Below are 24,163 nucleotides of genomic sequence, written 5' to 3'. Positions count from 1 at the left end.
CTCGCAACCGACTCCTCCCCAGCACTCCGCCGCCGGCCCACCCATCCAGCGCCCCGCTGTCCGGGGCCGGCGGCGGAGTCCCACCTGCCCGAAAGGAACGTCACGTGGCAGTCAACCGTCCGTCCGCCGCCACCGCGCACTGGTGGCGCGACGCCGCCATCTACCAGATCTATGTACGCAGCTTCGCCGATGGCGACGGTGACGGCACCGGAGATCTCGCAGGAGTACGGGCCAGACTTCCGCACCTCGTCGAACTGGGCGTCGACGCCCTCTGGTTCACCCCCTGGTATCTCTCGCCGCTGGCCGACGGCGGATACGACGTGGCCGACTACCGCACCATCGACCCCGCCTTCGGCACGCTCGCCGAAGCCGAGAAGCTCATCGCCGAGGCGCGCGAACAGGGCATCCGCACGATCATCGACATCGTTCCCAACCACGTCTCCGACCAGCACGCATGGTTCGCGGCGGCCCTCGCGGCCGGCCCCGGAAGCCCCGAACGGGAGCTCTTCCACTTCCGTTCCGGCCGCGGCCCGGACGGCGCCCTGCCGCCGAACGACTGGGTATCCGAGTTCGGCGGCACACCCTGGACCAGGCTCGACGACGGCGACTGGTACCTCCACCTCTTCGCGGCGCAGCAGCCCGACCTCAACTGGGCCCACCCGGCCGTCCGCCAGGAGCACGAGGACGTGCTGCGCTTCTGGTTCGAGCGGGGCGTGGCAGGCGTACGGATCGACTCGGCGGCCCTGCTCGCCAAGGACCCCGCACTGCCCGACTTCACGGCCGGCCACGACCCCCACCCGTATGTCGACCGGGACGAACTCCACGACATCTACCGTTCCTGGCGTGCCATCGCCGACGAGTACGGGGCGGTCTTCGTCGGCGAGGTGTGGCTGCCGGACGCCGAGCGGTTCGCCCGCTATCTGCGCCCCGACGAGCTGCACACCGCCTTCAACTTCAACTTCCTGGCCTGTCCCTGGGACGCCGGACTGCTCCGCTCCGCGATCGACGGCACGCTCGCCGAGCACGCAGCGGTCGGCGCCCCCGCCACGTGGGTGCTGTGCAACCACGATGTGACCCGGACCGTCACCCGCTACGGACGCGAGAACACCGGCTTCGACTTCGCGGCGAAGACCTACGGAACCCCGACCGACCTGCGGCTCGGCACCCGGCGCGCGCGGGCCGCCGCACTGCTCTCGCTGGCTCTGCCGGGGGCGGCCTACCTCTACCAGGGCGAGGAGCTGGGCCTCCCGGAGGCGGACATCCCCCGCGACCGGATCCAGGACCCGATGCATTTCCGTTCGGGCGGGACCGACCCGGGACGTGACGGCTGCCGGGTCCCGCTGCCCTGGTCGGCCGGGGCTCCGTACGCAGGCTTCGGTTCCACCGTCGAGCCGTGGCTGCCGCAGCCCGCCGACTGGGCCTCGTACGCCGCCGATCTGCAGCACACCGACCCGGATTCGATGCTCAGCCTGTACCGCGAGGCGCTCCGGCTGCGCCGGACGGAGCCCGGCTTCCGCGACACGGGGACGGCGGGGGAGCGTCTCGAGTGGCTGCCGACCCCGCCCGGGGTGCTCGCCTTCACCCGCGCCGACCGGCTGATCTGCGTGGTCAACCTGACCGGGGAGTCCGTCGAACCGCCCGCTCACACCGAGGTCCTGCTCAGCAGCGGCCCGCTGACCGACGGGGGGAGGATCCCCCACGACACGGCGGCCTGGCTGCGCGGCTGATCCCGGCGCACGGCCTGGGGGGCACCCGCAGGCCGACACGCGGGTGCGCGGGCGGATCGCGGCGGTCGTGGGGCTGCGGCAGAGTGGGCACATGGATGATCTCAACGCCCTTGCCGACGAGCATCTGGCTGCCGCGCGCACGTCCCCGCACGGACGCAGCGCCCACCTCCTGCTGCGGCAGGAGCCGCTGCGGCAGACGGTCATCGCGCTCACCGCGGGCTCGGCCCTCGACGAGCACAACGCGCCGCCCGCGGCCTCGCTCCAGGTCCTGCGCGGAGCGGTCCGCCTCACCGCCGCCTCCGGCGACGTGGAACTGACCGTCGGGGGCCTGCAGCCCATCCCGCACGAACGGCACGGACTGCTGGCGCTGGAGGACGCCGTGGTGCTGCTGACCGCGGTCAACGACTGACGGTGCGGATGCGGCCGCCACCGCGGGCCGGGCTCGGGGCGAAGGGCTGCCGCCGCCGGGCCTTGACGCCTCCTCAGCCGGGGGGCAGCGCCCGGCGGCGGCGGAGCAGGAACTCCTGCTCGGCGGTGTTCTCCGTGCGGGCGAGGGCGGCGTCGTACGCCGATGCCGCTTCGGCGGAACGCCCCAGCCGCCGCAGCAGGTCCGCCCGTACGGCATGGAACACGTGGTATGGGTCCAGCCCGAGCTCCTCCACGAGTGCGAGCGCCGGACCGGGACCGTTCACCTCGGCCACTGCGACGGCGCGGTTGAGCGCCACCACCGGAGTCGGTGCCTGTGCCAGCAACTGGTCGTAGAGCCGCAGGATCTGTCCCCAGTCGGTGGCGGCCGCGGTCGGAGCATCGCTGTGCACCGCATGGATCGCCGCCTCGATCTGGTACCGGCCCGGCCGGTTGCGGCGCAGGCACCGGCGTACGAGTGCCTGCCCCTCGGCGATCAGCTCCCGGTTCCACCGGCCGCGGTCCTGCTCGGCCAGAGACACCGGTTCCCCGTCCGGGCCGCAGCGGGCGGTGCGGCGCGATTCCGTGAGCAGCATGAGGGCGAGCAGGCCGAGCACCTCCGGCTCGTCCGGCATCAGACCGGCCAGCAGCCGGCCGAGACGGATGGCTTCCGTGCAGAGGTCCTCCCGTACGAGGTGCTCACCCGAGGTCGCCGTATGCCCCTCGTTGAAGATCAGGTACACGACGGCGAGCACCGCCCCGACCCGGTCGGGGAGGTCCGCATCGGCCGGGACCCGGTAGGGGATGCGGGCGTCACGGATCTTGCCCTTGGCGCGCACCAGCCGCTGCGCCATGGTCGGCTCCGGCACCAGGAACGCGTGCGCGAGCTCCGCGGTGGTCAGTCCGCCCAGCAACCGCAGCGTCAGCGCGACCTGCGCGGGGGTGGACAGCGCGGGGTGGCAGCAGGTGAAGATCAGCCGCAAACGGTCGTCCTGCACAGGTCCCTCCTCGGCCTGTTCGTCGCGGGCACCCGAGGCATGCACCAGCGCGGCCCGGGCCTGGCGGTCGGCGCGGGACGCCTCCCGGCGCAGGCGGTCGATCGCCCGGTTGCGCGCCGTGGTGATGATCCAGCCGGCCGGGGAGGGCGGCAGCCCGGCGGACGGCCAACGGGCCAGCGCGGTGGCGAACGCGTCCTGGACGGCTTCCTCCGCGAGATCGATGTCGCCGAAGGCGCGGACGAGCACGGCGACCGCGCGCCCGTACTCCTCGCGGAAGAGGCGCTCGATGTCCGCGGCGAGTACGGCGGGTGCACCGCCCGATGCGTCGTGCGGCGTGTCGTGGGGTGCGTGAGGTGGACCGTGCGGCGTGTCGTGGGGCGCTTGAGATGAACCGTGCGGCGCGTCGTGGGGTGCGTCGTCCGCCGAACGGGGCACTTCGGCGGCGCCGGACGGCCCGGGGGCGCCGGACATCAGCCCTCCACGTCACCCTCGAACGGCCGGACCTCGATGGGCAGTGTGATCGCCCGAGCCGCCTTCCGGCCCCAGTCGAGGGCGGCATCCAGGTCGGGCGCCTTGATGATGCACAGCCCGCCGAGATACTCCTTCCCCTCGGCATACGGGCCATCGGTGATCAGCATGTCCCCGTCCTTCGGCCGCACCACCGTGGCGGTGCTCGGGGCGTGCAGTCCGCCCGCGAACACCCAGGCCCCGGCCTCCTGGAGCTCCTGGTGGAAGTCGCCCACGTTCCGCATGATCCCCTCCAGCACCTCGGGTGCGGGCCGCTCGCCGCCGGTGGGCGTGATCACGCTCAGCAGGTAGTGCTTCATGGTGTGCCTCCTCGGACGGGACGCCGACGCGCTGCCGGTGTCTCACCTTCCATACGAACGGCTTCCGCCCGGATCGACACGGAACACGGCCGCGACCCGAGGAAATTCTCCAGCGGGCTCCCGGTCCGCGCAGACTTTCGGGCAAGGGGCCGTCGGGACTCTTGTGGGAGCGCTCCCAAGACCGGCACGATGGGGCGATGACCAAGCCTGCCGGCCTACGGGCCTACCACCCCGACGACCGTGCGGCCCTTGCGGACATCTGTGTCCGGACGGCCGACAACGGCGGCGACTCGCGACACCTGTTTCCGGACCTCGACCTGATGCCGTCGATCTTCGCCGCGCCCTATGCGTACCTCGAACCGGATCTGACGTTCGTGATCGACGACGGCACGGGCCGGGCGGTCGGCTACATCCTGGGGACCGCGGACACACCGCAGTTCGTGGCGGCGTTCCGCAAGCAGTGGCTGCCGCTGGTCGAGGACCGCTTCCCGCAGCTCGACGGCGCGCCGCGGACCCCCAGCGAGGAGATGATCGCCCTGCTGCACGACCCGGAACGCATGATCGTCCCCGAAATGGCCGCCCACCCCGCCCACCTGCACATCGATCTGCTCCCCGCATGGCAGCGGCGGGGATACGGCAGGGAGCTGATGCGAGCGTTCCTCGGCGCACTGAGGGCGAAGGGGGTCGAAGCCGTGCACCTGTCCATGCTCACGGCGAACACTCCCGCCAGGGCCTTCTACGACCGCCTGGGCTTCGAGGAGATCGACGTACCGGACCCCGGCCCCCTGACCTATCTGGGGCGCAGCACCGCAGTGGACCTCTAGGGCCTTTCGTTCGGATCAGGCTGGATCAGGGAGCGGGGTCGGGGCGTGCAGCTGCAAGGCGGAGGAAGGAGCCGACGCGGAGCGCATGGGGTCTCCCCTGCTCGAGCGAAGCCGAGAGCTTGGGGAAAACTGACGACGACGCGGCAGATGTGCGTGCCCGACCCCGCGAGCCCAGCCTGATCCAAACGAGAGGCCCTGGACGCACCGTGCCATACCGCCGCCCCGTCCCGGCAGTCGCCTGCGCGGTGGCGGGATCTCGCCCCGGCGGGGGTGTTGCGGCGAACAGCTGGGCAGGTACTGGTGTGTACGGGCCCGGAGCGGGGTGGGGTCAGCCGGCGCAGAGGGGTGTGTGGCGTGAGGGAGCAGACCGTGTGGCAGTTCTCCGACGACCGTGGGCAGTTGTCGACCGCCGGGCGGCGTCCGTCGAAGGTGCTCGCCTACGTCCAGGCCGGCGCCACCCTGTGGGACTACGACATACGTCCCTGGGCGATCTTCGGCTCGGACCACGACGGCGACACGCCCGACCCGGCGAAAGCCGGATCCCTGCCGTCGGCTGCCGTCGAGTACCTCGGCGCGGGCAGCGCCCTCGACGCGGACACGCTGTTGCGAGGCGAGCCGGACCTCGTGGTCGCCGTCAGCTACGGGGGAGGCCGTGTCTACGGGCTTGCCCCCGAGACCGCCAAACACGTGGAGGAGCACGTCCCGGTCGTCGTCATCGACGTGGGACAGGCGCGCACGCTCGCCGACATCGGTGACCGGTTCGCCGAGCTGGCCCGCTCGCTCGGGGCCGAGGAGACCCCGGCCGCGACGCAGGACCTGGACGCCGCCCGGGACCGGCTGCGCAGCCTCGCCACCGGTCCGTCCGGGCCCCGGGTGCTCGCCCTGTCGCCGGCCGGGCAGGACCAGGCGCATCTCGCCCGCCCGCGCATGTGGCCGGAGCTTCGCGTGCTGCTGGAGCTCGGCGTCGACGTCGTCGAACCGGCCGCCGGGCCCGGGTCCAACTGGTCCACCGTCGGATGGGCGGAAGCGACGGCCCTCCGGCCCGGGATCCTGCTCACCGACATCCGGTCCAACGCGACCCCCCTGGACGCACTCGGGCCGAACGCGCTGTGGGCGGCGCCGGACGGGGCGGCCGCGGTGGTGCCGTGGAATCCGGAGCCGGTGTGCAGTCCTCAGGCCCATGCCCGGTTCCTGGCGCTCGTGGCGGACGCGGTGGAGGCGGCGCAGCGGCGGTAGGGCGCGGCGGAGCCGCCGCATCGCACCGTACGGCGGAACCGCCGCATCGCACCGTACGTCCGACCGGCGGGCAACAAGGGCCGGGGACGGACAGGGGTGGGGCATGAACAGAGTCGGAGTCAGGTTGGGTGCAGCGGTCGCGGGTGTCCTGGTGACCGCGCTGGCGGCGGTGGCGTGCGGGAGCGGATCCGAGGACCTCGTGATCGAGGGGACCCCGCCGGCCGCGCCCTACAGCGGCCCGCTCCACCTGCCGCACCCGAAGGTCGAGGCCGACACCGCGCAGGCCAGGATGACGGAATCGGGTGCGGCCGGCCGCGCTCTGGAGTGCGACGGGGTCATCTACTCCGGAGGCGGCAGTGAACCCTGGAGCAAGGGCGACGGCGGGGCGAGGCCCGAGGAAGGGCTCAAGCTGCACTTCGAGATCGAGCAGCCGGATCTTCCGCAGTACGGCTACCGCGTGGAGCGCAGGGAAGCGGACCGGGTCCTGTACTCGTTCGACGTGGACGGCAGGACGAAGATCGCCGTCATCGTCGCCAAGGACGGCGAGGGGCGCCCGGGCTGGGGACCGGAGACCGCCGCCTCGTGCGACCCGGCGGAGCTGCCGTCGAGCTATACGGACAAGCAGCCGTACCGGGTCTGGACGGACAAGGACGGCCACCGGGTGCCCGTGGCCGAGCTGAGCAGCTCGGCAGGCTCGGCGCACTGCGACTGGCAGGAGGCGAACTTCCTTGAACGGGGCGCGGGTTCGGGGGAGGGACCGGCCGGCCGGAAGGTGTACGCGCGTGATCCGAAGGGCGTACTCCCCTCGGGCATGCTCACCTCGGCGTACGACGGGGACGTGACGATGCCCGCCGATGCGCGGTCCACGGGCTACCACCTGGACGATTGGGAACTGTGGCTGACGGACGACACGTCCAGGGTCTATGTCCGCACCCCGGACGGGGTGGAGGCATGGCCCGCCGTGAAGGAGCACATGGGCTGCCGGTGATCTGCCCGGCATGCCGAAGCCCGCGGGGCCGAGCGGCCGTCCTCGGACGCCGGACCGGCCCCGCACGGCACCGGGGGCACGGCACGGCCCCCCGTACGGACCGTCTGCGATCGCGCCCACCCGCTCCGTTCGCGAGGCTGGGCTGGAGCCGAGTCCGTCCGTACCTCCCCAGGAGCAGGCATGCAGCAGGACAAGCACCCTTCATACCGGCCCGTCGTCTTCCGCGACCGCTCCGCGGGCTATGCCTTTCTGACCCGGTCCACCGCGTCCAGCGACCAGACCATCGACTGGGACGACGGCAACACCTATCCCGTCATCGACGTGGAGATTTCCGCCGAGAGCCATCCCTTCTTCACCGGCAAGGCCCGCGTGGTCGACACCGAGGGGCAGGTCGCCAAGTTCGAGCGTCGGTACGGGGAGGAGGGGCGCGAGGACGCCTCCTGACCCCACCCGCCTCCGGAGTCCCCCGCGTGCGCCCCACGGCCGGCCGGGGGACTCCGGCCGTTCACCTCCGGACACCTCCGGTCGGCCGGGCCGGCGCAGCGCCGCACGCCGCCTCGCCGGCGCCACCGGCGGCGAACGGCTCCTGCGCGTGCGGCCGTTCAGGAGCCCCCTCCGTCGTCGACGGTCCCCGGACACGCCGACGGCCGGCCGGCCCACCGCCGTGACGGGTATCCGCCGTCCGGCATTCCGCGCGGGCAGGGCAGGATCGGACCCGACGGGTTCGGCGGCCGCGCCGCCGGCCGCCACACGTACGTACGCGCACGCAAGGAGACATCCCGCCCATGCCCGACACGGCCGACCTCCTCGACTCACCGGACTCGCCCGGCTTCCTGGTCATCGGTGAATGCGTCGCCGACATCGTCCGGCTGCCCGGCGCGGCCGACCAGGTGCACCCCGGCGGCAGCCCGGCCAATGTGGCGTACGGCCTGGCCCGGCTGGGCCGGTCCAGCACTTTGCTCACCCAGCTGGGCCCGGACGACGAGGGCCGGCTGATCGCGGACCATCTGACGTCGGCCGGGGTCGTCCTGCGTACTGACGGCTCCACGGCACCCACCCCGACGGCAGCGGTGGCGCTGGACGACGGCGGCCACGCCGCGTACACCTTCGACATCACCTGGACGCTGTCCCCGGTGGTGCCCAAGCGGTCGCCGGACCATGTGCACACCGGCTCGATCGCGACGGTGATGGAGCCCGGCGCGGCCACCGTCCTCGCCGCCGTCGAGTCGCTGCGTACCTCCGCGACCGTCAGCTACGACCCCAATGTGCGGGCGGCACTGATGGGCGACCACGACGGGGCCGTCCGCCGGGTGGAGCACTGCGTCGCACTCAGCGACGTCGTCAAGGCCAGCGACGAGGACCTGGACTGGCTGTACCCGGGGCAGTCCCCGGAGTCCGTCGCCGCACGCTGGCTCGGCACGGGCGGTCCCGCCCTCGTCCTGGTCACCCGCGGCGCCGACGGTGCACTTGCCTTCACTCCGGGCGGGCGGGCCACCGTCGACGCACCCGCCACCGAGGTCGTCGACACCGTGGGCGCAGGCGACGCGTTCATGTCGGGCACGCTGCACGCCCTTGCCGCACACGAGTTGCTGGGCGCCACCGGACGCGAACGGCTGCGCGCCATCGCCCCGGCGACCGTGACCGACGTACTCCGGCACGCGGCGGCCTCCGCGGCGCTCACCGTCGCACGGGCCGGGGCGAACCCGCCCGACGAGCCGGAGCTGCGGGCGGCACTGGCCCACGCCTGAACACGGCCGGGTCATCGCCCTCCCGGCGGCGGTGGCCCCGGGCGCCACGGCCAAGAACCGTCCCGTAGTCCCTGGCGGGCGCACGCCGACATCTGAGGCACCTCGCTGCGTTGTCGGAACGCCCGCATACGCCCGTTTGAGGACGCCCCTCCGCCGTGCGAGGCACCACATCCGACGCCGCGCGCTGATCCACCAGGATGACGGGACAGCCTCTACCCGTGCGGAGCCGGAGTCAGATGCGGTGTGCTGTCGTCGTCGAGGAACTCCACGACCGCGAGGGCGAACAGCGCCGCGATCGCGATCCATACGGTGACCAGCGCCGTCGGGCGGTTCCACACGATCAGCACCACAGCGGCCACCACGACGACCGTCCAGTTCAGCGGGGTCTTCGCCCGGTGTACCCAGGCGCCGACCGGGCCACCGGTGAGACCCGCCGCATCGCGCACGGCACCGATGCCGCCGCCCCACATGGCCTTGACCCGGGCGGCGGCGCGGCCCTCACCCGTGAGCCAGGCGGCGAGCGCCACCACCACGCCGAGCGTGATCACCATCCGGACCCCGGCGCGGAGATATCCGACCAGGGCGTCGAAGACCGAACCGGCCGCCGGCTGCGACACCGCCGCCGGAAGACTGTCCAGATAGAACGCGCGGAAGACCCAGAGCGCCAGGCCGAGCACCGCGGCGCCCACCGCGACCGCGAGGGCCGCAGTGATCAGCGCGCGACGTCGGCGCACGGCGAGCAGCACCCCGACGGCGGCGAGCACGAGGGTCAGCACCGGCAACCAGAATCCGACGATCTGCAGCAGCCGGAACCCTTTCTTGGCCTTGCCGATCGCGTCGGACGTCAGCACGGTGAAGTCGGTGTGGATCTCGGGGATCTTCGCCGCGATCGTCAGCCCCCGGTCGACGAGGCGCTGTTTCACCCGGTCGATGACCGGAGCAAGGTCGATGACCACCGTGTCATTGGTGAGTTTCACCGCGCCGCCGCCGCTGCCCGAGAGCGCCTTCACCACGGCTGCGTGGGCATCCCGGTTGAGATCGACCCACACCTTCTCGAAGGCGTCCGACGTCACGAACCTGTCCACCGTCTCGCGCACGAAGTTCGAGACCCCCGTGGTGATCGGGCCGCTCAGCCGCCCCAGCGCCTTGTCGACGACCGGCCGGTCCGCGGGGGCCACCTGTTCGAGGAGGGAGTGGACGTCCAGATGGGTCATCACGACATCGGTGACCCGCTTCGACACCGCGGCCTGCACGTCGGGGTCGGAGGCCAGGGGTCTCACCATCGCCACATAGCGGTCGGTGTCACCGATGTCGTCCCTGGCCCAGGCGGCGACCACGCTCAGCGGGGTCAGGACGGCCGCGACGAGGATCAGCAGGACGGCGAAGAACGGCCGGATCCGGTGCCGGGACCGCGCCGGAGCACGCGCCTCCAACTGCGCCACCCGTGCGCGCAGCGCATCGAGATCGCCACGGGAGGCGGAGGAATCCGAGCGGCCGGGGTCCGGTGATGCCATGACTCCAGGGGATGCTCTGCACGCCCGCGCAGCGCGGCGGGCTGCTGCGTACGGGTGAGCACGGGGTGTTCGCGGGAGGTATGGCCGTTCACGCCCCCGGACCGCACGTGCGCCCGTTCGGCGCAGTGCACGCATCCTCGCGGGGGTGACCGCCGTTCGACAGCCGACAACCGCGCGCTGGTCACCGCCTTCGACGGCGTTCCGGCCCCGGGGCCCGCGGCGCTGCGCCGGGCGGGCCGCGCACGAACACGCACGGTGCCCGACGGAGGGAATGGGACATGACGCAGGATGACACCGGGGTCGCGGTGACGGGAATGGGGCTGGTGACTCCCGCGGGGGCCGACGAGCCCACCTTCTGGGCGGGACTGTGCGCGGGACGTTCCGTGGCGCGGAGCATCGACGAACTCGCCGGGCTGCCGGTCGACTTCGCCTGTCGGATCGACGGGATCGACCTGGACCAGGCGGTGGGCGAGCGCACGGTGTGGCGGATGGCACGGTTCGTGAAACTGGCCGTGATCGCCGCCCGGCAGGCCGTGGCGGATGCCGGGCTCTCCCCGGCGGGCTGGGACGGCTCCAGGGTCGGTGTGGTGCTGGGTGTCGGCGTCGGCGGCGTGTCCGTGCTCATCGACAACCTCCGCAAGCTGGACGACGCAGGACCGGAGGCGATCTCACCGCTCCTGGTACCGATGATGATCCCGAACGCGGCGGCCGGGGAGGTCGCGATTGCGCTGCGCGCCCACGGGCCCAGCCTCGCGACCGCCACCGCCTGCGCCTCCGGGGCCACCGCGATCGCCGTCGCGCGTGACCTGCTGACGAGCGGCCGCTGCGACATCGCTGTCGCGGGCGGGGCGGAGGCCGTACTGACGCCGCTGGTGGTGGCGGCGTTCGCGAAGCTGGGCGCGCTCTCCACCCGCACCGCCGATCCGGCGGGCGCGTCGCGGCCGTTCGCCGCGGACCGTGACGGGTTCGTCATGGGCGAGGGCGCCGCCATGCTCGTACTGGAGCGCACGGCCGACGCCCGGGCTCGCGGCGGGCGGCCGAGGGCGCTGCTGGCCGGTGCGGGTTCCAGTACGGACGCCCGCCACCCCACCGCTCCGGAGCCCGACGGCCGTGGCGCACAGCAGGCGGTGGAAGCGGCGCTGGACCAGGCGGGCTGGGCGCCCCGCGAGGTCGATCACATCAATGCGCACGGCACATCCACTCCACTGAACGATGCGATGGAGACCGCGCTGGTCTCCCGGCTCTTCCCGCACCGGCCCTCGGTCACCGCCCCGAAGGGGGTACTCGGGCACACTCTCGCCGCCGCCGGTGCGATCGAGGCGGTGGCGACCGTACTGACGCTGGAGCACGGCGTCGTGCCGCCGATCGCCAACCTGGACGCGCTGCCGGACGGATTCGGTCTCGACTGCGTGACCAAGGAGCCGCGCCGGCAGGACGTCGAGCGGGCCGTCAGCCACTCCTTCGGCTTCGGCGGACACAACGTGGCGCTGGCCTTCGAGCGCGCCTGACCGCATGTACCGATGTGCAACGCATGGCGAGGGAGGAAGGAGTGTGTCCTCGCCGATCCTTGATCGTTCTCGTATGCATGACCGCAACGATCGACAGCACTGCCACGCAGCTCACCGCGGAGGTCCTCCAAGGCGTGCTCTTCGGTGGCGACTTCCGCCGGGAGCACGGACCTGGCGCCGGCTGATCTCCACAGAACCGTTCCGACGCCAGGCCGACCACACCCCAGACGAGCGCCTCGCCCTTGCGTACGAGCGAGTGAGACTCCTCAACAACACCCTCGACAGCGCCGCCAGGACCGCTGCCGACCCGCGCGCCCTCGCCGCCGTCGACGGGTCACCGGCCGGGGCCGCGGAACTTCCTGGTGAGGCCGTAGTGCCGGTAGAGCTCCTCCTCCTCGGCCACGGAGAGATGCGCGTCCGCGTCCACCCGGGGAGCGTCCCTGACCCGGTCCTTCGGATGCGCGATGTGCAGGTCGGAGCACACCTTGCGGGCGCCGAGGAGCGGCACGAAACTCTCCTTCAAGCCGAACAGACCGGTCTTCACCGTGATCCAGTCCGGCAGGCGGGTCTCGTCGTCCACGTACACCCGCCCCACGCTGCCGACCTTCTCGCCCGCGATGTCGTACACCGTCAGACCGTCGAGTTCGGCGGGATCCGTAAAACCCTCAGCGGCCGTCATGACCGGTTCCTCCTCGCCCGGGCGCCCTGCCGCGGTTCCACCACGGCAAGCATGTCCGGATTCCATCGCGCCCCACCCTGATGGACGGTGCAACCGCCCCGCCCGGAAAGGGCGGCCCGCCGCGCCTCAACGGCGGCCCGCCGCACCGGCGGAAGTCCCGCCGGAACGCTGGGCCATTCGGGTGAGGGGACCCTCGGGCTGTGATGACCTCCCTTCGCGGGCCGGCAGCCGGAGGCGCTCTGCACGGGGCGTGCCCCGGCGGTCCGGCGGTCCGGCCCGTACCGGCGCCTCATCGGCCCCCGGTCAACCATCCCTCGTGCCAGGCGCGTTGACCGTAGGATTTGCATCCTGTCACCCGCAGCCCCGTCCGGCAGCGCCGTTCGCCGCCGGTCCGGAGCCGACGACCGCCAGGAGAGACCCGTTGAACACCCCGCCCGAACACGGCCAGGCCACCGCCCACCGCATGGACCCGGCCGGCCGGTGCCCGCACGCCGACAACGCCCGGCTGCTCGCCCGGGGCGCCGTGGCATCCGTGGTGCTGCCCGGCGAGGTGCCGGGGATGGCGGTGCTCGGGCACGAGGCCCTGAAGGAGTTTCTCGCCCATCCCGATGTGGCGAAGGACGCACGCCACTTCACCGCGCTGACCGACGGACGCATCCCCGACGGCTGGCCGCTGCGGACGTTCGCCACCGTGCAGGGCATGACCACCGCCGACGACGCGGACCACCGGCGGCTGCGTACCCTGGTGAGCTCGGCGTTCACCCCCCGGCGGGTGGAGGCACTCCGGCCACGCATCGAATCCCTCGCCGCAGACCTGCTCGACCGGCTCGAAACCGCGGCCGCGGCAGGGGGCGGGACGGTGGATCTGCGTGCCGGGTTCGCGATGCCCCTGCCGATGGGCGTCATCTGCGAGCTTCTCGGGGTGGACGAACGGCATCAGGATCGCCTGCACCATCTGTCGAACCAGATCGTTGCCACAGACATCGGGCCCGCGGAGGCCATGGCCGCCAACCGGGAGCTGGTGGAACTGCTGAGCGCTGTCGCCGCAGCCCGCGCCGAGCAGCCCGGCGACGACCTGACCAGCGCGCTGATCGCCGCCCGCGACGGCGGCGGTGACCGCCTCGGCCCCCACGAACTCATCGGCACCCTGCTCCTGATGATCATCGCCGGTCATGAGACCACGCTGAATCTCGTCACCAACGCCGTACGCGCCCTGTGCACCCACCGGGACCAGCTCGACCTGGTCACCACGGGCGGTGCCGCGTGGGCCGATGTCGTGGAGGAGACGCTGCGCTGGGACAGTCCGGTCAGCTACTTCCCGTTCCGCTACCCGACCCGCGACCTGACCCTCGACGGGACCGTCATTCCGAAAGGCACCCCCGTACTTGCGGGGTACTCCGCCGCCGGACGCGACACGTCCGCACACGGGCCCGACGCCGACCGCTTCGACGTCACCCGCCCGTCCAGGACATCGGCGGCCCGCCACCTCTCCCTCGGCCACGGCCCGCACTACTGCCTGGGAGCGCCACTCGCCAGGATGGAGGCGACGATCGCGCTGGAGCAGCTGTTCCGCCGCTTCCCGGCACTGGACGTCGTCGTTCCCGACGACGAACTGGTGCGCCATGCCAGCTTCGTGGGCAACAGCGTGCGGACACTGCCCGTACGGCTCCGCCCCGGTACGGGTTCCGCCGAGGGCTGAGGCCCTGCGGGACACCGTGTGCACCGCCTCACCCGAACCTGCACACGGACCCGGGGCCGCGGCCGAGCCGTTCGTGGTCCGCGCCCGTGGCGGGGATCGCGACTCGCCAGAGCCGGGCGCCGTGCCGCGCCCGACGGCGCACTGCGGCACCCTTGACCTCTCACCGCCCCGCGCCGGCGCGGGGCGCGGCCGACGAAGGGACCACGCTCTCATGACGTCCACACCTGTCCACGCCACCCCCGAGCGGCCGACCGTGGCCGTCCTCGGCACCGGGATCATGGGATCAGGGATGACGCGGAGCCTGCTCCGGGCGGGACTCGACGTCCGCGCCTGGAACCGTACGCAGGCCAAGGCGGCCCCTCTGGCCGCCGACGGCGCCACAGTCACCGAAACGGCGGACGAAGCCGTACGCGGCGCCGATGTCATCGTGACGATGCTCAACGACGGCCTATCCGTCGCCGCCGCGCTCACCGCCGCCTCGTCAGGAGTGCGTCGCGGGCAGATTCTGCTGCAGTGCTCCACCGTCGGAATCGACGCCACCACCGAACTCGCCCAGCGAGCCGCTGATTTGGGACTCGTCTATCTCGATGCTCCGGTTTCCGGAACCAAGCAGCCTGCGGAGCAGGGCGCGTTGACGGTCTTCGTCGCCGGACCGTCCGCTGCCCGGCCGTCGGTGGGGCCGGTGCTGGACGCGATCGGGCAGCGCACGGTCTGGGTCGACGAAGCACCGGGTGCCGCCTCCCGGCTGAAGCTCGTGGTCAACACCTGGGTCATCAACCTGGTGGGCGGCATCGCGGAATGCCTCAACCTCGCGGAGGGGCTGTCCGTCGACCCGCAGTCGTTCCTCGACGTGATGAAGGGCGGCCCGCTCGACTCCGCCTATCTCCAGGGCAAGTCCGCGGCGGTCCTCTCCGGCGACCTCACCCCCAGCTTCGCCCTGTCCACCGCACTCAAGGACACCCGCCTCATCCTCGAGGCAGCCCAACGGTCCGGGGTGACACTGGACTTGGTGGCCGCGTCGGCAAAACGGTTCGAGCGTGCGGAAGCGGCCGGTCACGGCGAAGAGGACATGATCGCCACCTACTACGCGGGCCGTCCGGCGGAGAAGGACGGCGACTGACCGTCTCCGGCCGCAGCGGGAGCGGGGGCCACGCGTTCCGTGGCCCCGCCGAACGCCAGGAACGTGGTGCGTGAGGCCAGCAGCCAGACCCCGTCGACCTTGCGGAACGTGTCCTCGTAGTGCCCGACATTGGCGGGCAGCCGGGGCTGGGGCAGGCTGTCGCTCCTGCCGTCGACCCGGTAGGTCGCGAAGTAGGTCGTCGACGAGGCCCTCGTCGCCGAGTCCACGGTGACGAGGATGTTCGTACACATCCGCCGCGAGAGACGGTCCGCCGGGCGGCCGCCGAAATAGTCCCGCAGCGCCTCGCGTCCCGCGATGCGACGCCCGCCCGCGGGCCAATCCCAGGTGCCGTCGGAGGTGAACAGCTCGGCGACCGTGCCCGGTTCGCCGAGGTCGAGACGGCGGACGAACTCGATGACGAGACGCCCGCAGGCCCGCTCGGCGAGCAGCAGGTCCAACGGGTCCGGTGTGACAGCGGAGTTGATCGTCATCCCGCAGTCCTACCAGCCCGTGCGGCGCGCGTGCCAGGGCATTTCCTCCGGCCGCCCGCGCATGCGACGAAGGCGGTGCGGGCGACGGACGGCGGGGCGCGCATGCGATGAACGCGATGTGGGCGACGGACGGCGGGCGTGCGGCACGGGAGCCCGGCACGCGGCGGATGTCGTCGGGCCGACCTGCGGGCAGGTGCGGCGGCGGGGCCCGCGCCCTCCTTCCGTGTCCGGAAGGAGAGGCAGCGCGCAGAACCGCCCCACCGGTACGGGGGAGCCCGGTGGGGCGGTCGGCACCAGACTGCCACAGGCGGCGGCCGAATGGGGACCGACCGGCGGGCATCCGTGGTGGTTGAGTCGAAATCGCTCCCGGACCGGGTACCGGATCCGGTCAGTCGCGCGGGTATCCCACGATCGCGTGTGTGACGGCGGGGGACTTCTTCGTCGTGTAATGGTGACTGCTGAGCCCCGGGAAGCGGGCCGTGTCTCCCGTCTCCAGCACCTGCGGCACGACGTCCACCCCCAGCGTCACCTGGCCGGACTTCATCAGCACATGCTCCACCGAGGCCGCACCGTGCGAGCTGATCCGGCGCGGTGCGTGCGGGTGCAGACGGGCGCGGTAGATCTCGATACGGCCCTGCTCGTGGCCGGCGGACAGCAGATTGACCGAAGTCTCGTCATCGGGCTCGTCCGGCGACGAGGCGCGGATGATCTCCGGCCGGAGCAGCGGCTGGCGCAAAAGATCCGTGCAACTGGTATCCAGAGCACCGGCGATCGGTACCAGCACATCTACGGTCGGATGGGCTTCGGCGCGCTCGATCTGGGACAGCAGCCCTTTGCTGACGTCGGTCGTGCCGAGGGCGGGTCGCGCAGACTCCCCACCACGGGCCAGACGGGTCGACGGGCGGCGGCGGTCGCGCCGGGCCGACCGGCGTGCACCGGCGCACCGGTCCGGATTCGTTGCGGCCCTGTGAACAGTCCTCCGTCCGGGAATACGTGCATGTTGCAGTCGGCTTTTGATGGGTGTAGCCGGCGCGGGCTGCCGCGGCAGCCGATGCCACGATCCGGAGCGAGGGAGCACATGCCCAAGGCGTACGTATTCACCCGCAGCGGCGGACCGGAGGTGGAAGCCCTCGTCGAGCAGGAGGTGCCCACGCCCGGGCCGGGGGAGCTGCTCGTCGCGGTGCGGGCGGCCGGGGTCAATCCGGTCGACTGGAAGCTGCGCAACGGATACACCAGGCCCGGCAGCACGCCGCCGCAGTTTCCCGCCGTGTTCGGCAGTGAGGCCGCCGGGGTGGTCGAGCGCGTCGGTCCCGGTGTCGAAGGGTTCGAGGTCGGGGACGCGGTCTTCGGCAACCCACTGACCGGCGGGTACGCCGAATACACCCTGCTGCCCGTGGCGGTCACCGCGCACAAGCCGGCGGGCCTGTCGTTCGCCGACGCGGCCGTCCTGCCGGTCGCGGCGGCCACCGCGTACGACGGCATCCGGCAGCTGGACCCCGCACCCGGGTCGACCTTGCTGGTCAACGGGGCCGGAGGCGGCGTCGGTGTGGCCGCCGTGCAGATCGCACGTCACTTCGGGGTCCGGGTCATCGGCACGTCGAGCGCGGCCAAGAAGGACTTCGTCGAATCGCTCGGCGCCGTGCACGTACCGTCGGGGCCCGGCGTCGCCGACCGCGTACGGGCAGTGGCCCCGGACGGTGTCGACGCCGTCTACGACCTGGTCGGCGGTGACGCCCTGCGGGCCGTCGCCGAGCTCGTCACCGACCGGAAGCGGCTGATCAGTGCCGGAGGCAAGCCGCTCGCCGTCGAACTGGGAGGAGCGGCCGTCGAACGGCTCCGTAACGCCGCAGTCCTCGACGAAGTGGCCCGCCTCGCTGTCAGCGGCGCCCTCAGCACGTACGTGACACAGACCTTCACGCTCTCCGACGCGGCCGCAGCCCTGCGAGCCGTGGAGAGCGGGCACACCCGAGGAAAGATCGTGATCGAGGTGGCCGGCGCATGAGTGCCCCGCACCACACCACCCCTGCGGCGCATCCGCTCGACAACCCGGCCCGCGCCTCGCTGACCGGAACGCACGCCCACTTTGCCGAGCGCCGGGGCCGCGTCCTGCGCTACCCGACGGATGTCTCGCCCTGGTTCGCGTTGCCGGATTCCCCGGACGCCGACGACTGGGCCGATGTCGCCGCGCTGGCCGGCCCCGGAGGGTCCGTCACTGTGATCGGGCTGCGCGAGCCGCCGCTCGGCGACTGGGAGGTCACCTTCCAGGCGGAGGGGGTCCAGCTCGTCGACGACGGGGTGGCGGCGGCCCCGGACGCGGAAGCCGTACGCCTCGGGCCGGCCGATGTGCCGGACATGCTCGAGCTGGTCGCCCGCACCCGCCCCGGACCGTTCCTGCCGCGCACCGTCGAGCTCGGAACCTACCTCGGGGTCCGCCGCGGCGGGGCCCTCGTCGCCATGGCCGGGGAACGGCTGCGCCCGTCCGGCTGGAGCGAGATCAGCGGCGTCTGCACGGACGAAACGGTGCGCGGCCAGGGGCTCGCCGGCCGGCTCGTCCGCGCCGTCGCCCACGAGGTCAGGGAGCGTGGGGAGACGCCGTTCCTGCACGCGGCTGCGGCCAACACCAACGCCATCCGGCTCTACGAATCGCTGGGCTTCCGGCTCCGCCGCCGGACGTCGTTCCTCTCCGTCGTCGTACCGCACGACCTGCCTGCGGGCGACCGCAGCGGCGCGCGCGGCGTGGACGAGGCGCAGGCCGCGGCTGTGCGCTGACGCCGGGCGCCGTCTCCTCCCCTCCCGGGCCGAAGGACTTTCGGCCCGGGACTTCCGGCCCGAATCCAGCCGGTTCTCCCCGGCCCGGGACCTTCGGCACGGCCCATCAGGCCGTAAGCCTCGTGCGCCGGCAGCCCGGTCCGAGTGGACTTGGTGGGTGAGTGCCGGTACGGGACCGGCGCCTGCCGGAGGAGGCAGCGCAGTGACCATCGGGCTCCAGCGCTCCGCAACCGAGTCCAGGGCGGCGCTGCCGGGCGCCTGTGCGGAGGCCGAGGCCTCCGCACCCAGGGTCGGGAACACCGCGCTGTTCGGCGGACTGGTGCTGCTGACCTTCGCGATCGTCGTCCTCGACATGAAGACCGGGGAGGGCCTGCGCCTCGTTCCCCTCCTGGTCGTCGTGCCCGCACTCGTCTCGGTCTTCGGCACCATTCGGCAGACGGTGGGCGTCGCTGCCTGGATCATGGCCGTCGTCGTCGCCTCCCGGCTCGTGTCCGGCGGCACGTTCTGGGATCTCGCCAGCGGTGTCGGCTTCACGGTTCTGGCCTGCGGCCTGGGTGTCGGTTCCTGTTCGATGCGGATCCGGCGCGCCACCGAGATCGCCAGACTGCGCACCGCGGCCGTCGCGCTCCAGCGGCAGATCCTGCGCCCTCTTCCCGTCCTGACCGGGCAGGTCGTCGCCCACGGGGTCTACGCCCCGATCGAGGAGGACCGGCTGGTCGGCGGTGACATCTACGAGGTCGTCGAGTCGCCGTACGGAACGCGGGTGATCATCGGCGACGTCCAGGGCAAGGGGATCGCCGCGATCGGAGCGGGGTTCGCCGCGCTCGGGGCGTTCCGCGAGGCGGCCATCCGCGAGCCCATGCTGACCGGGGTGGCGGACGCCCTGGAGGACGCGGTCGTACGCCACAACACCTTCTCCGCCCAGACCGGCGAGACCGAACGGTTCGTGACCGCCCTGATCCTGGGCTTCGACGGCGGCACCCAGGTGCAGGTCGTCAACTGCGGCCACCTGCCGCCCCGGCTGCTGCACGAAGGCACGGCGGTCGCGGTGCCGCTGCGGCACGCCTCCGTCCCGCTCGGCATGGCCGAACTCAGCAGCGAGGGACGCGTCGCGGAAGAGTTCCGCCTGCCGGTCGGCGCGACGCTGCTGGCGTTCACCGACGGAGTGACCGAAGCCCGCGACGCCGATGGCATCTTCTACCCGCTGGACACCCGCCTCGGCCGCTGGGCCGGGAACGGGCCCCGCGAGCTCCTGGACGCTCTCCACCGGGACCTCGTTGCCTTCACCGGCGGAGTACGACGCGACGACATCGCCGTGCTCGCCCTGCGCGGAGCGCCGGTCGGCAGCCGCCGACCCGTGGCGTCCGGCGGGGGTGCGCGGCGGTCCGCGCAGGCGTTCAGCTAAGGGCTGTCCCGTCGCCCCTGCGCGCCGGCCCGCAATCTCGTGCTCCGGACCGATACCCACGGCACGGCACTCCGTCGACACTGGACGGATGGAATTCGTCGCGCTGATGACGCTGCCCGGACTGGTGATCGGCCTGACTCTGGTCGCGTTTGTCGACCAGTTGATGCTGCGGGCCGGACGCGCCGGGATGCTGCCGTGGCGCAACGGCGCGCGGCAGGGCCAGGTGTCGGCGACCGGTTTCGAGCAGCTGCACGCGAGCTTCTCGCCGGGCAAGCAGAGTGAACTCAAGGAGCGCCAGAGCGCCCTGCTGCTCCGCGACGACGAGGAGGACGGCGCCCCGCCGAACCGCACCACCGTCGACCTCGACGCCGGCCGCGCCGTCATTCGCTCACCGCGGCGACTTCCTCCCGCGGCGTGAGCGCGCGGAGGCGCGACCGGCGGACGGGGCATCGTGCGGGACCTCCGTGAGGGTGGGACCGGCACCGGCAGGTCAACCGGGGCGCTCGGGCAGTGCCATCCGTACCAGCGCGGCCCCGAGCCCCAGCCAGCATGCGGCGAACAGCCAGCCGGCCACGACGTCTGTCGCCCAGTGCACCCCGAGCAGAATCCGGCTCAGTCCGACGGCCGCGGCCCAGCAGCCGAGCAGTACGGCCGCGATGCTTCCGACTCCGCTCCCGCGCGCCCGGTGGCCGATCGCCGCCACCAGCAGGCCCGCCATCAGCGTGGATGTCGTTGCGTGCCCGGACGGGAACGCGAACCCCGAGGCGTGCGTCGCCCAGTCACCCACCGGCGGGCGGGACCGGCCGATCGCCTCCATCAGCCCGTAGCGCAGCGCCTGCCCGAGCAGCAGGAAGGCCAGGGCTCCGAGCGCGAACCCCAGGCGGCGGCGTATGTCCCGGCCGGCGATCAGCCCGGCCGCCACCGCGGCGGCGTAAGGGAACACACCCGTCCCCGTTGCCGTGACGACCCCGGCCACCGTGACGAGCGAGCCGGGCCGATGGTGCATCGACCATGTGTGTGCGGCTCGGTCGATCGGCAGTACGGACCCGTGCCCGGCCGTGAGGACCAGCACCGTCAGGCCGAGGAGGCCACACGCCCCGGTCAGTGCGGCCCCGAGCGCCGCACCGAGTCGGAGGACCATCGGGCTGTCCGCGAACTGGGTGCGCGCCGTCACCCGCGCCTTGTCGGTCACCGCGCCGCCACCAGCGGGCGCAACCGGCTGTCGCGCAGCCGCTCCACCGCGGGAGCGCAGCGCCGCGCGGCGACCGTCAGCGGCCAGCCGACGAGCGCACCGGTGGCCAGACCGGTCAGCGCATCGTGTGGATAGTGCACACCGATCCAGACCCGGGACGCAGCCATCAGCAGCGCCGCAGGTATGGCGATGGCACCGAGCCGGCGGTCGGTCAGCACAAGGGCGACCGCCGCCGCTGCCGCGATCGCGGCGTGATTGCTGGGGAAGGACCAGTCGCCGAGCGGCGGGCACGACTCCAGCGTGACCGCGTGCAGCGTCTGGCAGGGCCGCTGCTCATGGACGGCAATCTTCAGCAGGTCGTTGACCGTGTAAGAGGCCACCACGACCAGCGGCGCGCAGAGTGCCATGGCCGCCCGTGCGGGGGCCGAGGAACGGGACCGCCACCAGGCCGCGAGCATCAGCAGGGCGAAGAGCCCGAGACCGAAGTCGGACCAGACGCGCACCGCGGTGTCGAGAGTGACGGGGGCGCGCTCGGCCAGCCCGGTGATCCAGGTGTACAGGCCACCGTCGAGCGAGGTGGCGGCAGAGGCGAGCGGCATCAGGTCCGGTCTCCTTCGACGGCATGCCGGTCGCGCGAGCGCAGCAGTTCGGCGGCGAGGGGGATGAGGGACACGACGACCACGACGGCGACGATCGGCAGCAGATAGCGGTCGACATTCGGCACCGACGACCCCAGCCCGTACCCCGCGAGCACCAGCCCGACCGTCCAGATCGTGCCGCCGACGATCTGCCATAGCGTGAACAGCCGGGCCGGTACGTTGAGCGCCCCGGCCAGCGGGTTGAGCACCGTACGCACCACGGGGACGAAGCGCGCCAGCACGATCGCCCGCGCATGGCCGTATCTGCCGAGCAGCTCCTCCGCGCGGGCCGCGCCCTCGTGCAGCCGCTTGGCCCGGCTCCGGGACAGCAGCGCGCGACCGCCACGACGCCCGATCGCGTATCCGGTCTGCGCGCCGAGCAGCGCTCCGGACACGGAGGCGATCAGCACCTGGGCCAGCGAGAGGTGGACCGGCCCGTGAGTGCCCGGCACGCTGAACAGACCCGCCGTGAAGAGCAGGGAGTCGCCGGGGAGGAAGAAGCCGACGAGCAGCCCCGTCTCGGCGAACAGCACGGCGGCGATGCCGAGCGCGCCGAAAGCGGCGAGCAGTGATCCCGCGTCGAGCAGGTTCACCGCTTGTGGCGCGGCCGCCAGTGAGGATACGGACACGGCGGAGGGCCTCCCATAATGGTGAGCGGGCGCATCGGCAGGGCGCCCTACTGACTACAGTGATGTAGACGGTCTACATCACTGTAGACGCTCGAAGCGGGAGGAGAGTTCCCATGCCCGAGGTGCAGGGGATATCCAGCAGCGATCCGGACCCTCGCGCGGCCGGCGAGCCGAGTCCCCGGCCGCACAGCGGGCCGGGCCCGGAACACGGTGCGGTGCCGGAGCGGCGTCCGGCCGGCGAGCTGGAATCCACCGTTCTCGCGGCCCTCTGGGCGGCCGACGCCCCGCTCACCCCCGGCCAGGTGCAGGGCTCCCTCGGCGCGCCGCTGGCGCGCACCACCGTCACCACGATCCTGACCAGGCTGTACGAGAAGGGCACGGTCAGCCGTACCCGGTCGGGGCGCGGCTTCGCGTACACCCCCACCGAGGACGCGCCCGGACTCACCGCCCGCCGGATGCACAGCGAGCTGCAGAAGGAGGAGGACCGCAGCACCGTGCTGGCCCGGTTCGTCTCACAGCTCACCGACGAGGACGAGCAGCTGCTCCGCCGGCTGCTCGACGGAGACGCCCGATGATCTACGCCGTGTGGGTTCCGCTGCTCATGCCGTTCGTCACGGTTCCCGCCGCCCGCCGCCTGGCGGACGCCCTGTCACCTCGGCAGGCCGCGAGACTGCTCGCCTCGGCGGCCGTCGGTCTCGCCCTGTGCAGCACGATCGCCCTGGTCCTGCTGGTGGTGCCCGGCGCGACCCGGCTGACCGCCGTGGCCGCGGTCGGCGAGTTCGTGAAGCCGCTCGCCGCCGCGCCCGCGGTGGCCGTCCCGCTCGCATGCGCCGCCCTGGCGGTGCTGGCCGGCTGCGCCGCCGCAGTGGTGCGTTCCACCCGCCGGCACTGGAAGGAGCTGCACCGCGCAGTCGAGGCCACCGACGGTTCGGACGGCGAACTCGCCGTCGTGCGCGACAGCCGTCCGGACGCCTATGCACTGCCCGGTCTCCCGGGCAGCCGGGGCCGGATCGTCGTGACCACGGGCATGCTGCGCGCCCTGGACCCCGTCGAACGCGACGCCCTGCTCGCCCACGAACGCGCCCATCTCGCGGGCCGACACCATCTCCTCCACGCCGCAGCCGAACTGGCTGCCCTCTGCCATCCCGCGCTGCGCTCCCTGCGCGCCCCCATGGGCTACGCGCTGGAGCGCTGCGCCGACGAGGCGGCTGCCGCGGCGATCGGCGACCGGCGGGTCGCAGCGCGCGCGATCGGCCGCGCCGCGCTCGCCGCACGGGCCGCCGAAGGGGGGGCAGGCGCGCCCCCGCGTGGCGCTCGCCGCAGCGGCCGGGCCGGTGCCGCGCCGGGTCGCGGCACTCCTCGGCGGCGCGGCTCCCCGCCCCCGCGCAGGCCGTGCGGCCGCGGCGGCGCTGCTGGCCTGCATGGCCCTGTCCGGAGCGGCCGCGATCGATGCGACGCATGATCTGCACACCAGCATCGAGGTGGCGCAGGGCGAGAGTCCGCAGCGCTGAATCCGCACCGGCTGGAGTGCAGGCCGGAGCGTCCGCGGTGAGCCGGAACGCGCGGCAGCGAGTCCGTACGGCGCGCGGCGCGCCACGGCCGGCAGGCGTGCGAGCGCAGCCCGTGGTGAGCCGGGGAGTATCGGGTCCCTGCCCGGGCTCTCGATGCGGACCGGGTGCAGATCCCGGACAGGATCCTCCGGCCGCAAGCGTCATCAGGACTCGCGGCCGCATGCCGTGGTTAGACTGAGCGTCATGGGTTCGTAC

At 72.7% G+C, this 24,163-nt stretch carries 24 protein-coding genes and 2 pseudogenes; 17 read left to right on the top strand and 9 right to left on the bottom strand.

Translation table 11 applies throughout. The features are described 5' to 3' along the window. The first annotated feature begins 104 nt into the window (after positions 1-104). Entirely contained in the window at positions 105-1,727 is a 1,623-nt protein-coding gene (locus LRD69_RS00335) for a glycoside hydrolase family 13 protein (RefSeq protein ID WP_277324513.1), read from the top strand. A 91-nt stretch (positions 1,728-1,818) separates the two neighbouring features. Continuing rightward, complete coding sequence (locus LRD69_RS00330; RefSeq protein WP_030920527.1) at positions 1,819-2,136, top strand: hypothetical protein; 318 nt, start codon at positions 1,819-1,821, stop codon at positions 2,134-2,136. Between the two features lie 73 nt (positions 2,137-2,209). Here the strand turns inward: LRD69_RS00330 and LRD69_RS00325 are convergent, their stop codons facing one another. Both LRD69_RS00325 and LRD69_RS00320 read right to left on the bottom strand, forming a co-directional pair. Then, positions 2,210-3,601 carry a sigma-70 family RNA polymerase sigma factor gene (locus tag LRD69_RS00325; RefSeq protein ID WP_277324511.1) on the bottom strand — a complete coding sequence of 464 codons (1,392 nt, stop codon included), beginning with the start codon at positions 3,599-3,601 and terminating at the stop codon, positions 2,210-2,212. After that, positions 3,601-3,957, bottom strand: a complete 357-nt coding sequence (locus LRD69_RS00320; RefSeq protein WP_277324510.1) for a YciI family protein — start codon at positions 3,955-3,957, stop codon at positions 3,601-3,603. Before LRD69_RS00320 ends, LRD69_RS00325 begins: the two co-directional genes overlap by 1 nt. Before the next feature lie 197 nt (positions 3,958-4,154). Here LRD69_RS00320 and LRD69_RS00315 point away from each other — a divergent pair, with 197 nt between their 5' ends. The 5 genes from LRD69_RS00315 (at position 4,155) to LRD69_RS00295 (ending at position 8,753) form a co-directional block, all read left to right on the top strand. Next, a complete protein-coding gene (locus LRD69_RS00315; protein ID WP_277324509.1) occupies positions 4,155-4,781 on the top strand; it encodes a GNAT family N-acetyltransferase in 627 nt (208 codons plus the stop codon). Between the two features lie 354 nt (positions 4,782-5,135). Then, positions 5,136-6,017: an ABC transporter substrate-binding protein gene (locus tag LRD69_RS00310; RefSeq protein WP_277324508.1), complete on the top strand. Its 882-nt coding sequence runs from the start codon at positions 5,136-5,138 to the stop codon at positions 6,015-6,017. Positions 6,018-6,120: 103 nt separating this feature from the next. Next, complete coding sequence (locus tag LRD69_RS00305; RefSeq protein WP_277324507.1) at positions 6,121-7,005, top strand: hypothetical protein; 885 nt, start codon at positions 6,121-6,123, stop codon at positions 7,003-7,005. Positions 7,006-7,185: 180 nt separating this feature from the next. After that, the gene (locus LRD69_RS00300; RefSeq protein ID WP_277324506.1) at positions 7,186-7,449 is read left to right on the top strand and encodes a type B 50S ribosomal protein L31; all 264 of its coding nucleotides are present in this window, start codon (positions 7,186-7,188) and stop codon (positions 7,447-7,449) included. 341 nt (positions 7,450-7,790) lie between these two features. Further along, positions 7,791-8,753, top strand: coding sequence for a carbohydrate kinase (locus LRD69_RS00295; protein ID WP_277324505.1), 963 nt, complete (start codon positions 7,791-7,793; stop codon positions 8,751-8,753). Positions 8,754-8,965: 212 nt separating this feature from the next. On the opposite strand, the gene LRD69_RS00290 is transcribed toward LRD69_RS00295, so the two are convergent. Beyond that, complete coding sequence (locus LRD69_RS00290; protein ID WP_277324504.1) at positions 8,966-10,267, bottom strand: hypothetical protein; 1,302 nt, start codon at positions 10,265-10,267, stop codon at positions 8,966-8,968. Between the two features lie 278 nt (positions 10,268-10,545). On the opposite strand from LRD69_RS00290, the gene LRD69_RS00285 reads away from it, so the two are divergent. Continuing rightward, positions 10,546-11,775: a beta-ketoacyl-[acyl-carrier-protein] synthase family protein gene (locus tag LRD69_RS00285; RefSeq protein WP_277324503.1), complete on the top strand. Its 1,230-nt coding sequence runs from the start codon at positions 10,546-10,548 to the stop codon at positions 11,773-11,775. Between the two features lie 4 nt (positions 11,776-11,779). Continuing rightward, a pseudogene (locus LRD69_RS00280) lies at positions 11,780-12,103 on the top strand (hypothetical protein); the annotation flags it as partial. 27 nt (positions 12,104-12,130) lie between these two features. Here the strand turns inward: LRD69_RS00280 and LRD69_RS00275 are convergent. Continuing rightward, positions 12,131-12,454 (bottom strand): annotated as a pseudogene (locus LRD69_RS00275) (PRC-barrel domain-containing protein); the annotation flags it as partial. A gap of 463 nt (positions 12,455-12,917) precedes the next feature. Here LRD69_RS00275 and LRD69_RS00270 point away from each other — a divergent pair. After that, a complete protein-coding gene (locus LRD69_RS00270) occupies positions 12,918-14,153 on the top strand; it encodes a cytochrome P450 (protein ID WP_277329573.1) in 1,236 nt (411 codons plus the stop codon). Between the two features lie 211 nt (positions 14,154-14,364). Then, on the top strand, positions 14,365-15,273 hold the full coding sequence (locus LRD69_RS00265; RefSeq protein ID WP_277324502.1) for an NAD(P)-dependent oxidoreductase: 909 nt from the start codon (positions 14,365-14,367) through the stop codon (positions 15,271-15,273). Here the strand turns inward: LRD69_RS00265 and LRD69_RS00260 are convergent. Both LRD69_RS00260 and LRD69_RS00255 read right to left on the bottom strand, forming a co-directional pair. Further along, on the bottom strand, positions 15,237-15,764 hold the full coding sequence (locus LRD69_RS00260) for a nuclear transport factor 2 family protein (RefSeq protein ID WP_277324501.1): 528 nt from the start codon (positions 15,762-15,764) through the stop codon (positions 15,237-15,239). The genes LRD69_RS00265 and LRD69_RS00260 overlap by 37 nt on opposite strands. Positions 15,765-16,152: 388 nt before the next feature. Continuing rightward, complete coding sequence (locus LRD69_RS00255) at positions 16,153-16,500, bottom strand: cupin domain-containing protein (RefSeq protein WP_277324500.1); 348 nt, start codon at positions 16,498-16,500, stop codon at positions 16,153-16,155. Between the two features lie 342 nt (positions 16,501-16,842). Here LRD69_RS00255 and LRD69_RS00250 point away from each other — a divergent pair, with 342 nt between their 5' ends. The 4 genes from LRD69_RS00250 to LRD69_RS00235 all read left to right on the top strand — a co-directional run bounded on the left by LRD69_RS00250 (position 16,843) and on the right by LRD69_RS00235 (position 20,356). Beyond that, positions 16,843-17,766 carry an NADP-dependent oxidoreductase gene (locus tag LRD69_RS00250; RefSeq protein WP_277324499.1) on the top strand — a complete coding sequence of 308 codons (924 nt, stop codon included), beginning with the start codon at positions 16,843-16,845 and terminating at the stop codon, positions 17,764-17,766. Continuing rightward, positions 17,763-18,533: a GNAT family N-acetyltransferase gene (locus tag LRD69_RS00245; protein WP_277324498.1), complete on the top strand. Its 771-nt coding sequence runs from the start codon at positions 17,763-17,765 to the stop codon at positions 18,531-18,533. The genes LRD69_RS00250 and LRD69_RS00245 overlap by 4 nt, the downstream gene beginning before the upstream one ends. A 202-nt stretch (positions 18,534-18,735) precedes the next feature. Next, complete coding sequence (locus tag LRD69_RS00240; protein ID WP_277324497.1) at positions 18,736-19,938, top strand: PP2C family protein-serine/threonine phosphatase; 1,203 nt, start codon at positions 18,736-18,738, stop codon at positions 19,936-19,938. An 88-nt stretch (positions 19,939-20,026) separates the two neighbouring features. Further along, a complete protein-coding gene (locus tag LRD69_RS00235) occupies positions 20,027-20,356 on the top strand; it encodes a DUF6191 domain-containing protein (protein WP_277324496.1) in 330 nt (109 codons plus the stop codon). 72 nt (positions 20,357-20,428) lie between these two features. On the opposite strand, the gene LRD69_RS00230 is transcribed toward LRD69_RS00235, so the two are convergent. The 3 genes from LRD69_RS00230 to LRD69_RS00220 are packed head-to-tail and all read right to left on the bottom strand — an operon-like array spanning position 20,429 to position 22,397. After that, positions 20,429-21,130, bottom strand: coding sequence for a phosphatase PAP2 family protein (locus LRD69_RS00230; RefSeq protein WP_277324495.1), 702 nt, complete (start codon positions 21,128-21,130; stop codon positions 20,429-20,431). Further along, complete coding sequence (locus tag LRD69_RS00225; protein WP_277324494.1) at positions 21,127-21,729, bottom strand: phosphatase PAP2 family protein; 603 nt, start codon at positions 21,727-21,729, stop codon at positions 21,127-21,129. The genes LRD69_RS00230 and LRD69_RS00225 overlap by 4 nt, the downstream gene beginning before the upstream one ends. Further along, a complete protein-coding gene (locus LRD69_RS00220) occupies positions 21,729-22,397 on the bottom strand; it encodes a DedA family protein (protein ID WP_277324493.1) in 669 nt (222 codons plus the stop codon). The genes LRD69_RS00225 and LRD69_RS00220 overlap by 1 nt, the downstream gene beginning before the upstream one ends. Before the next feature lie 113 nt (positions 22,398-22,510). On the opposite strand from LRD69_RS00220, the gene LRD69_RS00215 reads away from it, so the two are divergent. Continuing rightward, a complete protein-coding gene (locus LRD69_RS00215) occupies positions 22,511-22,972 on the top strand; it encodes a BlaI/MecI/CopY family transcriptional regulator (RefSeq protein ID WP_277324492.1) in 462 nt (153 codons plus the stop codon). Further along, positions 22,969-23,859 (top strand): M48 family metalloprotease, encoded by an 891-nt coding sequence (locus LRD69_RS00210; RefSeq protein WP_277324491.1) that lies wholly within the window; start codon positions 22,969-22,971, stop codon positions 23,857-23,859. Before LRD69_RS00215 ends, LRD69_RS00210 begins: the two co-directional genes overlap by 4 nt. Positions 23,860-24,163: the final 304 nt, after the last annotated feature.

Origin of the sequence: Streptomyces sp. JH14, from assembly GCF_029428675.1 — a bacterium.
Lineage (GTDB): Bacteria > Actinomycetota > Actinomycetes > Streptomycetales > Streptomycetaceae > Streptomyces.
The sequence above is the reverse complement of the archived record's forward strand: the minus strand, read 5'-3'. Positions and strand labels throughout refer to the sequence as shown.